At 66.5% G+C, this 14,919-nt stretch carries 21 protein-coding genes; all 21 read left to right on the forward strand.

Annotated elements, in window-relative coordinates:
* Position 1: 1 nt before the first annotated feature.
* The 21 genes from pilM to rplN all read left to right on the forward strand — a co-directional run bounded on the left by pilM (position 2) and on the right by rplN (position 14,919).
* On the forward strand, positions 2–1,051 hold the full coding sequence (gene pilM, locus RJQ01_RS09590) for a type IV pilus assembly protein PilM (RefSeq protein WP_350476519.1): 1,050 nt from the start codon (positions 2–4) through the stop codon (positions 1,049–1,051).
* Positions 1,048–1,713 (forward strand): hypothetical protein, encoded by a 666-nt coding sequence (locus RJQ01_RS09595; protein ID WP_350476520.1) that lies wholly within the window; start codon positions 1,048–1,050, stop codon positions 1,711–1,713. Before pilM ends, RJQ01_RS09595 begins: the two co-directional genes overlap by 4 nt.
* Positions 1,710–2,393 (forward strand): hypothetical protein, encoded by a 684-nt coding sequence (locus RJQ01_RS09600; RefSeq protein WP_350476521.1) that lies wholly within the window; start codon positions 1,710–1,712, stop codon positions 2,391–2,393. The genes RJQ01_RS09595 and RJQ01_RS09600 overlap by 4 nt, the downstream gene beginning before the upstream one ends.
* Before the next feature lie 98 nt (positions 2,394–2,491).
* The gene (locus RJQ01_RS09605; protein WP_350476522.1) at positions 2,492–3,316 is read left to right on the forward strand and encodes a hypothetical protein; all 825 of its coding nucleotides are present in this window, start codon (positions 2,492–2,494) and stop codon (positions 3,314–3,316) included.
* A 283-nt stretch (positions 3,317–3,599) separates the two neighbouring features.
* The gene (gene rpsL / locus RJQ01_RS09610) at positions 3,600–3,974 is read left to right on the forward strand and encodes a 30S ribosomal protein S12 (RefSeq protein WP_152582702.1); all 375 of its coding nucleotides are present in this window, start codon (positions 3,600–3,602) and stop codon (positions 3,972–3,974) included.
* Positions 3,974–4,444 carry a 30S ribosomal protein S7 gene (gene rpsG, locus RJQ01_RS09615; protein WP_100823539.1) on the forward strand — a complete coding sequence of 157 codons (471 nt, stop codon included), beginning with the start codon at positions 3,974–3,976 and terminating at the stop codon, positions 4,442–4,444. Before rpsL ends, rpsG begins: the two co-directional genes overlap by 1 nt.
* Before the next feature lie 121 nt (positions 4,445–4,565).
* Positions 4,566–6,680 (forward strand): elongation factor G, encoded by a 2,115-nt coding sequence (fusA, locus tag RJQ01_RS09620; RefSeq protein WP_350476523.1) that lies wholly within the window; start codon positions 4,566–4,568, stop codon positions 6,678–6,680.
* Between the two features lie 108 nt (positions 6,681–6,788).
* On the forward strand, positions 6,789–7,982 hold the full coding sequence (gene tuf / locus RJQ01_RS09625) for an elongation factor Tu (RefSeq protein WP_350476524.1): 1,194 nt from the start codon (positions 6,789–6,791) through the stop codon (positions 7,980–7,982).
* 141 nt (positions 7,983–8,123) lie between these two features.
* Positions 8,124–8,588 carry a hypothetical protein gene (locus RJQ01_RS09630; protein WP_350476525.1) on the forward strand — a complete coding sequence of 155 codons (465 nt, stop codon included), beginning with the start codon at positions 8,124–8,126 and terminating at the stop codon, positions 8,586–8,588.
* Positions 8,589–9,120: 532 nt separating this feature from the next.
* Positions 9,121–9,429: a 30S ribosomal protein S10 gene (rpsJ, locus tag RJQ01_RS09635; protein ID WP_047561503.1), complete on the forward strand. Its 309-nt coding sequence runs from the start codon at positions 9,121–9,123 to the stop codon at positions 9,427–9,429.
* An 11-nt stretch (positions 9,430–9,440) separates the two neighbouring features.
* Positions 9,441–10,091: a 50S ribosomal protein L3 gene (gene rplC, locus RJQ01_RS09640; protein ID WP_350476526.1), complete on the forward strand. Its 651-nt coding sequence runs from the start codon at positions 9,441–9,443 to the stop codon at positions 10,089–10,091.
* Between the two features lie 5 nt (positions 10,092–10,096).
* The gene (gene rplD, locus RJQ01_RS09645; RefSeq protein WP_350476527.1) at positions 10,097–10,744 is read left to right on the forward strand and encodes a 50S ribosomal protein L4; all 648 of its coding nucleotides are present in this window, start codon (positions 10,097–10,099) and stop codon (positions 10,742–10,744) included.
* Positions 10,741–11,052 carry a 50S ribosomal protein L23 gene (rplW, locus tag RJQ01_RS09650; protein ID WP_152582693.1) on the forward strand — a complete coding sequence of 104 codons (312 nt, stop codon included), beginning with the start codon at positions 10,741–10,743 and terminating at the stop codon, positions 11,050–11,052. The genes rplD and rplW overlap by 4 nt, the downstream gene beginning before the upstream one ends.
* 19 nt (positions 11,053–11,071) lie before the next feature.
* On the forward strand, positions 11,072–11,908 hold the full coding sequence (rplB, locus tag RJQ01_RS09655) for a 50S ribosomal protein L2 (protein ID WP_350476528.1): 837 nt from the start codon (positions 11,072–11,074) through the stop codon (positions 11,906–11,908).
* Between the two features lie 15 nt (positions 11,909–11,923).
* Positions 11,924–12,205: a 30S ribosomal protein S19 gene (gene rpsS, locus RJQ01_RS09660; RefSeq protein WP_100823533.1), complete on the forward strand. Its 282-nt coding sequence runs from the start codon at positions 11,924–11,926 to the stop codon at positions 12,203–12,205.
* 28 nt (positions 12,206–12,233) lie between these two features.
* Positions 12,234–12,635, forward strand: a complete 402-nt coding sequence (gene rplV, locus RJQ01_RS09665) for a 50S ribosomal protein L22 (protein ID WP_350476529.1) — start codon at positions 12,234–12,236, stop codon at positions 12,633–12,635.
* A 2-nt stretch (positions 12,636–12,637) separates the two neighbouring features.
* Entirely contained in the window at positions 12,638–13,411 is a 774-nt protein-coding gene (gene rpsC / locus RJQ01_RS09670; protein WP_100823531.1) for a 30S ribosomal protein S3, read from the forward strand.
* A gap of 4 nt (positions 13,412–13,415) precedes the next feature.
* Positions 13,416–13,835, forward strand: coding sequence for a 50S ribosomal protein L16 (gene rplP / locus RJQ01_RS09675; protein WP_152582691.1), 420 nt, complete (start codon positions 13,416–13,418; stop codon positions 13,833–13,835).
* Entirely contained in the window at positions 13,835–14,200 is a 366-nt protein-coding gene (gene rpmC, locus RJQ01_RS09680; RefSeq protein WP_350476530.1) for a 50S ribosomal protein L29, read from the forward strand. The genes rplP and rpmC overlap by 1 nt, the downstream gene beginning before the upstream one ends.
* Positions 14,200–14,520 (forward strand): 30S ribosomal protein S17, encoded by a 321-nt coding sequence (gene rpsQ, locus RJQ01_RS09685; RefSeq protein ID WP_350476531.1) that lies wholly within the window; start codon positions 14,200–14,202, stop codon positions 14,518–14,520. The genes rpmC and rpsQ overlap by 1 nt, the downstream gene beginning before the upstream one ends.
* A gap of 30 nt (positions 14,521–14,550) precedes the next feature.
* Complete coding sequence (gene rplN / locus RJQ01_RS09690) at positions 14,551–14,919, forward strand: 50S ribosomal protein L14 (protein WP_100823527.1); 369 nt, start codon at positions 14,551–14,553, stop codon at positions 14,917–14,919.

Genomic DNA, 14,919 nt, shown 5'->3' on the forward strand with positions numbered 1-14,919 from the left:
TATGGCGGGGCCAGTAGTCGGAGTAGACATCGGCAGCACGTCGCTGCGCGCGGTCGAGATCGATGATGCCGCAAAGGCGAAGCCGACGATCGTGCGCGCCCATGAGGTACCCCTGCCGGAGGGCTCGGTCAAGCGTGGCGATGTGATCGAGGTGCACACGCTGGCCTCCGCCTTCAAGCGGCTCTGGGCGGCGGGAGGCTTCCGCACCAAGGACGTCGCGCTCGGCATCGGGGGGCAGAGCGTGATCGTGCGAGACCTCACCGTGCCTCGCATGCCACTCGCTCAGATCAAGGAGTCGCTCCCCTTCCAGGTGCAGGATCTGCTGCCCGTACCCGTCGCCGACGCGGTGCTCGACTACTACCCGATCGGCGAGACGCAGAGCGAGTCGGGTCCGGCGGTCAACGGCCTTCTCATCGCCGCCTTCAAGCAAGCGGTCACGACGAACATCACAGCGGTGACGATGGCGGGCCTGACCGCGGTGAGCATGGATCTGCTGCCCTTCGCGACCACGCGTCTGCACGCTCTGTCATCGCCGACCGACGGCTACGCGGTTCACATGAACATCGGTGCCAATGCGATGACGATCGTGATCGTGCAGGCCGGCGTGCCGCAGTTCATCCGCATCGTGCCGGCGGGCGGCGACGATACGACTCGAACGCTCATGTCGCGACTGAGTATCTCGCGCGAGCACGCCGAGGGCCTCAAGCGCGAACTCGGCCTCTCGCCGCTCGCGCACACGGAGGAGCAGCGGCGGGCGGCGGAGATCATCCACGAGTCGACGAGCGAGCTGCTCACGGCCGTGCGCAACACCCTCGCCTACTTCGCGAGCGTCCGCCCCGGAGTTCTCTACGACCACCTCTCCGCCGCAGGCGGCACCATGCAGATGCGCGGCTTCAGCGTCGCGCTCGCCGAATCGACCCGCATCGCCGTAATCCCGGTCAATCCGCAGGGCGCGGTGACTCTCTCGAGGTCGCTGCGCGGCAAGGTCAGCGACGAGCGACTGCAGTCGTGGTCCACGGCCATCGGTCTCGCTATCGGGGGTGGCTCATGAGCCGGCAGCAGTCGCGCACCGCGGCATCCCCGCTCGTGTATGGAGCAGTTCCCCGCGCGCAACTCATGCCGCCCGAGGTCGCGATGCGGCGGCGCGAAACCTCCCGTCGCCGAGGGCTTATCGCGCTCGTTGTGCTCGTGATCGCGATTGTTGTAGGAGGCATCGTGGCCTCCTACTGGTTCGCTGCGGCCGCCCAGCAGCGGCTCGAGGCAGAGCGCGCGATCACGCAGCAGCTGCTCGCCGAGCAGCTCGAGTACATCGAGGTGCTCGGCGTTCAGGATCGTCTCGACGCGGTGGTCTCGCAACGTGAAGCGCTCGCGGGTGTCGAGGTGCTGTGGCAAGACGCGCTGGGGCCCTTCCTCGACGTGCTCGACTCAGGCGAGATCGTGGAAGCCGTGACGGCAGAGGGCAACGCGCCCTTTGATCCGCCCCTTACTCAGGAGGGACCCCTGCGCTCGGCGCGATCAGCGACCGTCCTCATGACCGTGGCCACGGCAGGGCAGCCCGACCCGTCCCGGTGGTTGCGGGCGTGGGAGCAGCTCGACGGGTTCTCTGACGCGAGCATCGACTCGATCGCCGTCGACGGCGACGAGGGCTACTTGACCGTCGTGACCCTCAACCTGTCGAGCTCCGTCCTTACCGCCCAGGAGGACTCCCCGTGAACTCTGCATCCACGCGCGTCTGGACTTTCGCGACCGTCATCACGATCATCGTCGTCGTCGCACTGGGCTGGCTCCTGGGGGTCTCTCCGAAGCTCGCTGAGACGGCTCGTTACGACACCGAGCGTGCCGCGGTGCTGCAGCAGAACCAGCTCAGCCGCACGACGCTCGCTCAGATCGAGGCCGACTTCGAGCGGCTCGATGAGTTCGAGCAAGAACTCGCCGAGTTGCAGGCAGAGTTTCCCGAGCTGCCGGAGTATGCCGACGCGGTCGAGACCTTCTTGCGAGAGCTCGTGAGCGAGGGGCTCGCGCTGGAGAGCCTCGTCGTCGATGAGCCGGCGCCGGCAGATCCGACCGTCGTGCCCGACCAGTTCGGCCAGGTGCCCCCCGGAACCCTTCTCCGAGTCGAGGTCGTGGCAACCGTGAAGGGCGAGCTGTCTCCCGCCCTCGCGTACATCGACGCGTTGCAGGGGTCTGCTCGTTTCACCATCGTGCCGAGCTTCACCTTCGCGGACGGGCGCAATGCCGACGAGCGATCGACCACGATCACGATCGAGATCTTCATGATCGCCGGCGATCCTGCCCCGGGCGTCCTGCCCCTCGACGGCACGACGCCCGATGAGCCGGAAGACGGCAGCGGCGAGGAAATCCCCGCCGAGGATGGCGCTGAGGGCGAGAGCTGACAGCAGCCTGAGCGCCACGTCGTGCACCACCCTCGCGTCGGGTCACCTCGCCTTGCTAGGGTGAGCGGCCAGCATCGTCGACGTCTCAGGAGCGTGTCATGACCAGCACACCGTCATCGGACAAGAAGGATCAGACCCCCGACTCGCGCGAGCCGGCCACGCCCGAGGAGTCGGGGCCCGCGTCGGACGACTCGACCCTCGCGGCCGCTGCAGAGCCGGCCACGCCCGGCGAGACGCAGCCGGCGGCGACCCCGGAGGCGCCCGTAGACGCAGAGCCCGACGCGAGCGCATCTGCCGCGCAGCCCGCCAGCGCTGACCCGTCGGCGACGGCCGAGCAACCGACGGCGGCCGATTCCAGGGTCGTCTACGTGAGCGCTCCTCCAGAGCCCAAGAAGAAGGGCGCTCGCGGCGTCGGCACGCTCGTCGTCGTGCTCGGTGCCGTCGTCTTCGCGGCGGTGTACGCCGCTCTCGTCCTCCTCGTGAGCATCATCGCGCCGCCCGTCTCCGCCGTGGCCATGCTGCAGTACTTCGCCGCGCCCATCTACTGGGTGCCGGTCATCGTCTTCGCCCTGAGCTATCTGCTTCTCGTCATCATCGTCAATCGCGCGGGATGGTGGGCGCACGTGCTGGGCGGCTTCATCGTCGCCGTGCTCGTCTACGTGTCGTTCATCGGCGCGGCGCTCATGATGGCGGGCGCCGTCGGCGCCCCCGGAGACGTCGTCGGCGCAATCGTGCTCGGGCAGCTGACGAGCCCGCTCGGTTTCGCGGCGGCGATCGCGGCGCGCGAGGTGCCGATCTGGGTCGGTGGGCTCGTCGCCAAGCGCGGGCGTACGGTCGCGGTGCGCAATGCCGAGGCACGGGCTGCCTACCAGCGCGACCTCGAAGCGCACCGCGCGTCGGTCGGGGGTCAGACCGCCGTTTGACCGGCAGGTTCACGGCGGCTATTCTTGGGCAGGTGTGTGCTTCGGCGCGCGCTTGCGCTGTGCCACGCATGTGGTCGGGGCAAGGCGGGTGACGAGCATCCACCTTTGGGTCCCTCAGGGGCGACCGCTCAGGCGGTCTTCCACGAAACCCCCACGGCATATCCGTCACCGCGAACCGATCGCGGAGCCCGGCGGATTCGCGTGAGCCCGCACCGTGCGCAGCACGGGCGGGGCGTAACACCACCGCAACCGCTGTCACCGTGCAGCTTTACGAGGAGCAATCTTGCCCACAATTCAGCAACTGGTCCGCAAGGGTCGCAGCCCCAAGGTCGTCAAGACCAAGGCGCCCGCCCTCAAGGCCAACCCCCAGCAGCGCGGCGTCTGCACGCGCGTGTACACGACGACTCCGAAGAAGCCGAACTCGGCTCTGCGCAAGGTCGCCCGCGTCAAGCTCTCGAACGGCACCGAGGTCACCGCCTACATCCCCGGTGAGGGCCACAACCTCCAGGAGCACTCCATGGTGCTCGTGCGCGGCGGTCGCGTGAAGGACCTGCCCGGCGTGCGCTACAAGATCGTGCGTGGCGCCCTCGACACTCAGGCCGTCAAGAACCGTCAGCAGGCCCGCAGCCGCTACGGCGCGAAGAAGGACAAGAAGTAATGCCTCGCAAAGGACCCGCGCCCAAGCGCCCCGTCGTCGCAGACCCCGTCTACGGCGCCCCGATCGTCAGCCAGCTCGTCAACAAGATCCTCCTCGATGGCAAGAAGGGCCTCGCCGAGCGCATCGTCTACGGCGCGCTCGAGGGCGTCGGCACGAAGAGCGGTCAAGACGCCGTCGTCGTGCTCAAGAAGGCGCTCGACAACGTGCGCCCCACCCTCGAGGTGCGCAGCCGTCGCGTCGGCGGCTCGACCTACCAGGTGCCCGTCGAGGTCAAGCCGCACCGCGCGAACACGCTCGCGCTGCGCTGGCTGACCAGCTACGCGAAGGCTCGTCGCGAGAAGACGATGACCGAGCGTCTCATGAACGAGATCCTGGACGCCTCCAACGGCCTGGGTGCCGCGGTGAAGCGCCGTGAGGACACGCACAAGATGGCCGAGTCGAACAAGGCGTTCGCGCACTACCGGTGGTGACGTCGGTTCGGCGGGGCATTTCTGCCCCGCCGGACGGCATTGCCCCGAGCGCCGTCCCGGCGCTCGGACTCACCAGCAGGTGAGTATCCCAACCAAACTTTGACGGAAAGCAGGGATTCCCGTGGCACTTGACGTGCTCACCGACCTGAACAAGGTCCGCAACATCGGCATCATGGCGCACATCGATGCCGGCAAGACGACGACCACCGAGCGCATCCTGTTCTACACGGGAATCAGTCACAAGATCGGTGAAGTTCACGACGGTGCTGCGATCATGGACTGGATGGCGCAGGAGCAGGAGCGCGGCATCACGATCACGTCCGCCGCGACGACGTGCTTCTGGGCCGATCACCAGATCAACATCATCGACACTCCCGGCCACGTCGACTTCACCGTCGAGGTGGAGCGCTCGCTCCGCGTGCTCGACGGCGCCGTCGCGGTGTTCGACGGCAAGGAGGGCGTGGAGCCGCAGTCGGAGACGGTGTGGCGTCAGGCCGACAAGTACGACGTTCCGCGCATCTGCTTCGTCAACAAGATGGACAAGCTCGGGGCCGACTTCTACTTCACCGTCGAGACGATCATCAAGCGTCTCGGCGCCAAGCCTCTCGTCATGCAGATCCCGATCGGGTTCGAGAGCACCTTCGAGGGAGTAGTCGACCTCGTCTACATGCGTGCACTCACCTGGCGTGGCGACTCCAAGGGAGACGTCAAGCTGGGCGCGGAGTACGCGATCGAGGAGATCCCCGCCGATCTCGTCGACAAAGCCAACGAATACCGCCAGGCGCTGCTCGAGACGGTCGCCGAGTCCGACGATGCGCTGCTCGAGAAGTTCTTCGGCGGCGAGGAGCTGACCCCTGAGGAGATCAAGGGCGCGATCCGCAAGATGACCGTCAACAGCGAGATCTACCCGGTCTTCTGCGGCTCGGCATTCAAGAACCGCGGCGTGCAGCCCATGCTCGACGCCGTCATCGACTACCTGCCGTCGCCGCTCGACGTTCCCGCGGTGGAGGGTCACGATGTGCGCGATGTCGAGAAGGTCGTCGAGCGCCACCCCGACTCGACCGATCCGTTCGCGGCTCTCGCGTTCAAGGTGGCCGTGCACCCCTTCTTCGGTCGCCTCACCTACATTCGCGTCTACTCGGGCACCATCGAGTCAGGCTCGCAAGTCATCAACTCGACCAAGGGCAAGAAGGAGCGCATCGGAAAGATCTTCCAGATGCACGCCAACAAGGAGAACCCCGTCGAGAGCGTGACCGCCGGTCACATCTACGCGGTCATCGGCCTGAAGGACACGACGACGGGCGACACCCTGTGCGACCCGAGCGAGCAGGTCGTGCTGGAGTCGATGACGTTCCCCGAGCCCGTCATCGAGGTCGCCATCGAGCCGAAGACGAAGGCCGACCAGGAGAAGCTGGGCACGGCAATCCAGAAACTCGCCGAAGAAGACCCGACGTTCCGCACCGAGCAGAACACCGAGACCGGGCAGACGGTCATCAAGGGCATGGGCGAGTTGCACCTCGATATCCTCGTGGACCGCATGAAGCGCGAGTTCAACGTCGAGGCCAACGTCGGCAAGCCCCAGGTGGCCTACCGCGAGACGATCCGCAAGACGATCGAGAAGTTCGATTTCACCCACAAGAAGCAGACGGGTGGGTCGGGCCAGTTCGCCAAGATCCAGATCATGCTCGAGCCGCTCGAGGTGACTCCGGAGACGAGCTACGAGTTCGTCAACTCCGTCACCGGCGGTCGCGTGCCCCGCGAGTACATCCCTTCGGTGGATGCGGGCATCCAGGACGCGATGCAGGTCGGCGTCCTCGCCGGCTTCCCGACGGTCGGCGTGAAGGCGACGCTGCTCGACGGCGCATCGCACGACGTGGACTCGTCGGAGATGGCGTTCAAGATCGCCGGTTCGATGGCCTACAAGGAAGCCGCGCGCAAGGCGAGTCCCGTGCTGCTGGAGCCGCTCATGGCGGTCGAGGTGCGCACCCCCGAGGAGTACATGGGCGACGTCATCGGCGACCTCAACTCCCGTCGCGGTCAGATCCAGTCGATGGAGGACGCGACGGGCGTCAAGGTCGTTCGCGCCCTCGTGCCGCTGTCGGAGATGTTCGGGTACGTGGGCGATCTTCGGTCGAAGACCTCGGGTCGTGCCGTGTACTCGATGACGTTCGACAGCTACGCGGAGGTCCCGAAGGCTGTAGCCGACGAGATCGTCCAGAAGAACAAGGGCGAGTAATCGCCCGACCCCGAGGGCTTCCGAGCCTTCAGTACGATACATACACACCAACTGCGGGAATCCGAATGCAAGAGGAGACCTGCGACCAAGTCCTGAGGAGGACCCACAGTGGCTAAGGCCAAGTTCGAGCGGACCAAGCCGCACGTCAACATCGGAACCATCGGTCACGTCGACCACGGCAAGACCACGCTCACCGCGGCGATTTCGAAGGTGCTTGCTGACAAGTACCCTTCGGCCACCAACGTGCAGCGTGACTTCGCCTCGATCGACTCGGCTCCGGAGGAGCGTCAGCGCGGCATCACGATCAACATCTCGCACGTCGAGTACGAGACCCCCAAGCGCCACTACGCGCACGTCGATGCCCCCGGCCACGCCGACTACATCAAGAACATGATCACGGGTGCGGCGCAGATGGACGGCGCAATTCTCGTGGTCGCAGCGACCGACGGACCCATGGCGCAGACGCGCGAGCACGTGCTTCTCGCCAAGCAGGTCGGCGTTCCCTACCTGCTCGTCGCGCTCAACAAGGCCGACATGGTCGACGACGCCGAGATCATCGAGCTCGTCGAGCTCGAGGTGCGCGAGCTTCTCGCCAGCCAGGGCTTCGACGGCGACAACGCTCCCGTCATCCAGGTCTCGGGCCTCAAGGCGCTCGAGGGTGACGAGAAGTGGGTTCAGTCCGTTCTCGACCTCATGGACGCCGTGGACGAGTCGATCCCCGACCCCGTGCGCGACAAGGACAAGCCGTTCCTCATGCCGATCGAGGATGTCTTCACGATCACCGGTCGTGGCACCGTCGTCACGGGCCGCGCCGAGCGCGGAACCCTCGCGATCAACGCCGAGGTCGAGATCGTCGGCATCCGCCCGACGCAGAAGACCATCGTCACGGGTATCGAGATGTTCCACAAGCAGCTCGACGAGGCCTGGGCCGGCGAGAACTGCGGTCTCCTTCTCCGCGGCACCAAGCGCGAGGACGTCGAGCGCGGTCAGGTCGTCGTGAAGCCGGGCTCGGTGACCCCTCACACGAACTTCGAGGGCACCGCGTACATCCTCTCCAAGGACGAGGGTGGGCGTCACAACCCCTTCTACACGAACTACCGCCCGCAGTTCTACTTCCGCACCACCGACGTCACCGGCGTCATCACGCTGCCCGAGGGCACCGAGATGGTCATGCCCGGCGACACCACCGACATGACGGTCGAGCTGATCCAGCCCATCGCCATGGAGGAGGGCCTCGGCTTCGCCATCCGCGAGGGTGGCCGCACCGTGGGCGCCGGAACGGTGACGAAGGTCCTCAAGTAGTCCTTCACACCTGAGTGGTCGACGACCACCACGAGAGCGGGGATCGGGCTTCGGCCCTGTCCCCGCTCTCGTTGTTGACGCCGGATGCGCAGCACGCGCTACTCTCGGCGCAGCAGCACTGACCGCGTCGGAAGGACCAGCATGGCGGCACGCGTGGCACTCGAGATCGTGCTCATCCTCCTCCTCGCGATCGCGATCGCCTGGGCCGTACTTGCCATCTTCACCGCGATCGAGTCGGGAGATCTGCTCGGCGCGGTCGTGGACGGCGCGCCGCGGGCATTGTTCGGCCTCATGGGCCTCGCACTCGGCCTCTGGGCGATCTTGCTCCTGATCGGATCGATCGCCCATCGACGCCGCGCTGTCGGATGGCGCATTCTCACTCACCTCGTCAGTCTCGCCGCCGCGATCCTCGTGACGATCGGCGTGTACGTGCTCATCGCGCTGCAGGACGCGAGCGCGGGCGGGTGGGGGCTGCTGATCGTCGCTATCGCCGCCGCCGTCGGGACCGTGCTGGGAGCGGCCGGCACGATCGCCGTGCTCGTCGTCGAGCTGGCCGTCCTTCGGCCGCGCAGGATGGCGCCCGCACCGGTTGCGGATTCCGCATAGAACGCACAACCGACCGCCGGGACGGCGAGTGCGGGCTTCTCACGCCGACACCGACCGCCGGGACGGCGGTCGGGGCGCTGTCGCCGATCGGGCCAGAAATGGCCCGATCTTCAGGCGACACGCCCGACTTGCAGGGGGTGTCACGGTGTGGCAGACTCTTCTAGTTCCACACGCCGTGCTAGAGCGCGGCTCACTGCCAGGCAGTGCATAGGACGAGCGCCGCATCGAGTGATCGACAGCGGCTCGCGATGAGCCTAGGCCGCGGGCAGAAGAACGCAGCTTAAATCGACAACCAACTGGCTCAGGGATACCTCTGTGCCTGGCGAGGGCGACACGCCCGAGCGCGGGGGTCGGTGACCTGAGCGGAGATCGCGGCCGCCGAGAACGTCGCGCGAGAGGGAGACCTCGCGCGCGGCAGCGGCAGTGCGGTTGACGTTTGACAGAAGAACAGTGGTGCGACCTCTCACGAGCGCTCCGCAGGAGTGCGCGCCCGACAGGGTGCGCACCGACCGAAGAAGGAAGAGAGTTGAGCATGGCGGGACAGAAGATCCGCATTCGGCTGAAGTCTTACGATCACGCCGGTCTCGATGCATCGGCGCGCAAGATCGTCGACACCGTGACGCGTGCGGGAGCCACTGTGGTGGGCCCCGTCCCGCTGCCGACGGAGAAGAACGTGATCGCCGTCATCCGGTCGCCCCACAAGTACAAGGACAGCCGCGAGCACTTCGAGAAGCGCACGCACAAGCGGCTCATCGACATCATCGACCCGACGCCGAAAGCCGTCGACTCGCTCATGCGTCTCGACCTGCCCGCCGACGTCAACATCGAGATCAAGCTCTAAGGAATCCGACAATGTCTGCTACCAAGACGACCAAGGGACTGCTGGGCACCAAGCTCGGCATGACCCAGGTGTGGGATGAGAACAACACCCTCATCCCCGTCACCGTTGTCGAGATCGCTCCCAACGTGGTGACGCAGGTTCGTACCCCCGAGGTCGACGGCTACGCGGCGGTGCAGATCGCCTACGGTGCCATCGATCCCCGCAAGGTCACCAAGCCCCTCGGCGGCCACTTCGAGAAGGCCGGCTCCACGCCGCGCCGCCACCTCACCGAGGTGCGCACCGCCGACGCCGCCGAGTACACCCCCGGCCAGGAGCTCGCGGTCGACATCTTCGAGGCGGGCCAGCGCGTCGACGTCGTCGGCACGAGCAAGGGCAAGGGCTTCGCGGGCGTCATGAAGCGCCACAACTTCAAGGGCGTCTCCGCCTCGCACGGTTCGCACCGCAACCACCGCAAGCCCGGTTCGATCGGTGCCAGCTCGACCCCCAGCCGTGTCTTCAAGGGCATGCGCATGGCGGGCCGCATGGGCGGCGACCGCGTGACCGTGCTCAACCTGACCGTGCACTCGGTCGATCTCGAGAAGGGTCTGCTGCTCGTCAAGGGCGCCGTCCCCGGCGCTCGCGGTCGTCTCGTGTTCGTCCGCAACGCCGTGAAGGAGGCGTGATCGTCATGGCTGCTTCTCTCACCGTCGTCGACGCCGCAGGCAAGAAGACCGGCACGGTCGACCTGCCCGCCGAGCTGTTCGACGTCCAGACCAACGTGCCGCTGCTGCACCAGGTCGTCGTGGCGCAGCTCGCCGCCGCGCGCCAGGGCACGCACTCGACCAAGGGTCGTGGCGAGGTCTCCGGAGCGGGTCGCAAGCCCTTCAAGCAGAAGGGCACCGGCCGTGCTCGTCAGGGCTCGATCCGCGCACCCCAGATGACCGGCGGTGGCATCGTCCACGGGCCGACCCCGCGCAGCTACGCGCAGCGCACCCCCAAGAAGATGATCGCCGCTGCTCTGCTCGGCGCGCTCTCGGATCGCGCTCGCGGTGACCGCCTGCACGTCGTCGAGTCGTTCGGCTCGGACGCCCCCTCGACGAAGGCGGCGGCATCGACTCTCGCGGCTGTCGCGTCCGGGCGCAACGTGCTCGTCGTGATCGAGCGCGGTGATGACATCAACCTGAAGAGCGTGCGCAACCTGCGCAACCTGCACGTCATCAGCCCCGACCAGCTCAACGCCTACGACGTGCTCGTCAGCGACGACATCGTCTTCACGAAGTCCGCGTTCGATGCCTTTGTCACGGCCAAGACCAAGAAGGAAGAGGTCAGCGCATGAGCGTCCACGAGGTCGCCCAGAACAAGGACCCGCGCGATGTCATCATCGCGCCCGTCGTGAGCGAGAAGAGCTACGCGCTCATCGACGACGGCAAGTACACCTTCATCGTGGACCCCCGCGCGAACAAGTCGGAGATCAAGCTCGCAATCGAGAAGATCTTCGGCGTCAAGGTCGCCTCGGTCAACACTCTCAACCGCACGGGCAAGACCCGTCGCACCCGCTTCGGCACGGGCAAGCGCAAGGACACCAAGCGCGCGATCGTGACCCTGAAGTCCGGCTCGATCGACATCTTCACGGCTGTCGGCTAGGCCCGGAAGGACACACGACATGGCTATTCGCAAGTACAAGCCCACGACCCCCGGTCGTCGCGGCTCGTCGGTCTCGGACTTCGCCGAGATCACGCGCTCGACCCCCGAGAAGTCGCTGCTCAAGCCGCTGCCGAAGACCGGTGGCCGCAACAACTCGGGTCGCATCACGACGCGCCACATCGGTGGTGGCCACAAGCGCCAGTACCGCATGATCGACTTCCGTCGCAACGACAAGGACGGCGTCAACGCCAAGGTCGCGCACATCGAGTACGACCCGAACCGCACGGCGCGCATCGCGCTCCTGCACTTCGTGGACGGCACGAAGCGCTACATCCTCGCGCCGAACAAGCTCTCGCAGGGCGATGTCGTCGAGTCAGGTCCCTCGGCGGACATCAAGCCCGGCAACAACTTGCCCTTGCGCAACATCCCCGTGGGTACCGTCGTGCACGCCATCGAGCTCCGCCCCGGTGGTGGCGCGAAGATGGCTCGCTCGGCAGGCGCCTCCGTGCGTCTCGTCGCCAAGGACGGCCCCTACGCGCAGCTGCGCCTGCCCTCGGGCGAGATCCGCAACGTGGACGCGCGCTGCCGCGCCACGATCGGTGAGGTCGGCAACGCCGAGCAGTCGAACATCAACTGGGGCAAGGCCGGCCGCAAGCGCTGGAAGGGCGTCCGCCCGACCGTTCGCGGTGTGGCCATGAACCCGGTCGATCACCCGCACGGTGGTGGAGAGGGCAAGACCTCCGGTGGTCGCCACCCGGTCAGCCCCTGGGGCCAGTCCGAAGGTCGCACGCGCCGCCCCAACAAGGAGAGCGACAAGCTCATCGTCCGCCGCCGCACCGTTGGCAAGAAGCGCTAGTAGGAGTCGAGAAAGATGCCACGCAGTCTCAAGAAGGGCCCCTTCGTCGACGACCACCTGCTTCGCAAGGTGTTCACGCAGAACGAGGCCAACAGCAAGAACGTCATCAAGACCTGGTCGCGCCGGTCGATGATCGTGCCGGCGATGCTCGGTCACACGATCGCCGTGCACGACGGCCGCAAGCACATCCCCGTGTTTGTGACCGAGACCATGGTCGGGCACAAGCTCGGCGAGTTCGCGCCCACCCGCACCTTCCGTGGACACGAGAAGGACGACAAGAAGGGTCGTCGCCGCTAACGCGGGGACGGTTGAAGAGGAGATACACATGGTGGAGTCGATCGCCCGCGTGCGACACATCCGCGTGACGCCTCAGAAGGCTCGTCGCGTCGTCGACCTGATCCGCGGCAAGCAGGCCCTTGAGGCCCTGGCCATTTTGAAGTTCGCGCCCCAGGGCGCGAGCGAGCCCGTCTACAAGCTCGTCGCGTCGGCCATCGCCAACGCGCGGGTGAAGGCGGACGCAGCGAACTCCTTCCTCGACGAGCAGGACCTCTACGTGTCCCGTGCGTTCGTCGACGAGGGCACGACCCTCAAGCGGTTCCAGCCGCGCGCCCAGGGTCGGGCGTTCCGCATCCTCAAGCGCACCAGCCACATCACGATCGTCCTCGCGACGCCGGATGAGCTGACCGCCGCGGGCTCGAGCACGAGCAAGAAGAAGGCGAGCAAGTAGACATGGGCCAGAAAGTCAATCCGTACGGCTTCCGACTCGGCATCACCACCGACCACGTGTCGCGCTGGTTCTCCGACAGCACGAAGGCCGGGCAGCGATACTCCGACTACGTCGCGGAGGACGTCAAGATCCGCCGGATGCTCACCACGAGCCTCGACCGCGCCGGCGTCGCCCGCATCGAGATCGAGCGCACCCGGGACCGGGTTCGCGTCGACATCCACACCGCCCGCCCGGGCATCGTGATCGGTCGTCGCGGCGCGGAGGCGGAGCGCATTCGTTCCGACCTCGAGAAGCTCACCGCCAAGCAGATCCAGCTCAACATCCTCGAGGTGAAGAACCCCGAGGCAGAGGCGCAGCTCGTCGCGCAGGGCATCGCGGAGCAGCTCAGCGCTCGTGTGGCCTTCCGTCGCGCGATGCGCAAGGGCCTCCAGGGCGCGCAGCGCGCCGGCGCCAAGGGTGTTCGCATTCAGGTCTCCGGCCGCCTCGGCGGCGCCGAGATGAGCCGATCGGAGTTCTACCGCGAGGGCCGTGTGCCGCTGCACACTCTTCGCGCGAACATCGACTACGGCTTCTACGAGGCGCGCACGACCTTCGGCCGCATCGGTGTGAAGGTCTGGATCTACAAGGGCGACATCACCAACAAGGAACTCGCTCGCGAGCAGGCGTCCCAGAAGTCGTCGCGCCCCGAGCGTCGTGACTCTGACCGCGGCCCGCGTCGCGACGGTGGCCGGCCGGCTGCCGCCAAGGCGCCCGCTGCGGCCGGAGCGGAAGGCTAGAGACATGCTTATTCCCCGCAAGGTCAAGTTCCGGAAGCAGCACCACCCCAAGCGCGGTGGGCACGCGACCGGCGGAACCGTCGTGTCGTTCGGCGAGTACGGCATCCAGGCCATCACCCCCGCGTACGTCACCAACCGGCAGATCGAGTCCGCTCGTATCGCCATGACGCGGCACATCAAGCGCGGTGGCAAGGTGTGGATCAACATCTACCCCGACCGACCGCTCACCAAGAAGCCCGCCGAGACCCGCATGGGTTCCGGAAAGGGCTCACCGGAGTGGTGGGTCGCCAACGTCAAGCCGGGTCGCGTCCTCTTCGAGGTCGCCGGCGTTCCCGAGCAGCTTGCTCGCGAGGCCATGACCCGTGCCATTCACAAGCTGCCCCTCAAGGCACGCATCATCAAGCGCGAGGAGGGCGACGCGTAATGGCGATCGGATCGAAAGAGCTGGCACCTGTCGAGCTCGACACCTTTGAAGACGAGCGACTGGTCGACGAGCTGAAGAAGGCGAAGGAAGAGCTTTTCAACCTGCGCTTCCAGGCCGCGACCGGGCAGCTCGAGAGCCACGGCCGGCTTCGTGCCGTCAAGCGCGACATCGCGCGCATCTACACCGTGATCCGCGAGCGCGAGCTGGGCATCCGTGCCACGCCCGCCCCTCTCGAGGTTCCCGAGAAGCCGGCGAAGAAGTCCGCCAAGGCGAAGAAGACCGAGGCCGCGGCTGAGGCCGACGCCGACGAGAAGTCCGGCGAGTCGGACGACGAGGCTTTGGACAAGACTGAGGAGAAGAACTGATGGCGACGACCGAGAAGAAGGCCGCTGCCGGCCACGAGTCGGCCGCGCACGACGTTCGCGACGAGAGCGCGCGCGGCTACCGCAAGGTGCGCCGCGGCTACGTGACGAGCGACAAGATGGAGAAGACCATCGTCGTCGAGGTCGAGGACCGCGTGAAGCACCCGCTCTACGGCAAGGTCATCCGCCGTACCTCGAAGGTCAAGGCGCACGATGAGCAGAACACCGCCGGCATCGGCGACCTCGTGCTCATCTCCGAGACCCGCCCCCTGTCCGCTACGAAGCGCTGGCGCCTCGTCGAGATCCTCGAGAAGGCCAAGTAGGCCCTCGCGCCTCTTGGGTAGGAGAGAACAATGCTTCAGCAGGAATCCCGCGTCAAGGTCGCCGACAACACCGGCGCCAAGGAGCTGCTCACGATCCGAGTGCTCGGTGGCTCCGGCCGTCGGTATGCCGGCCTGGGTGACGTCATCGTGGCGACCGTCAAGGACGCCATCCCCGGCGGCAACGTCAAGAAGGGCGATGTCGTCAAGGCCGTCATCGTGCGCACCATCAAGCAGACCCGTCGTTCCGACGGTTCGTACATCAAGTTCGACGAGAACGCCGCCGTGATCCTGAAGGCCGACGGGGACCCTCGCGGTACCCGCATCTTCGGGCCGGTCGGCCGTGAGCTTCGCGACAAGAAGTTCATGAAGATCGTCTCGCTCGCCCCGGAGGTGCTGTAG

The organism is Microcella sp. (assembly GCF_040286215.1).
Taxonomy (GTDB): Bacteria; Actinomycetota; Actinomycetes; order Actinomycetales; family Microbacteriaceae; genus Microcella.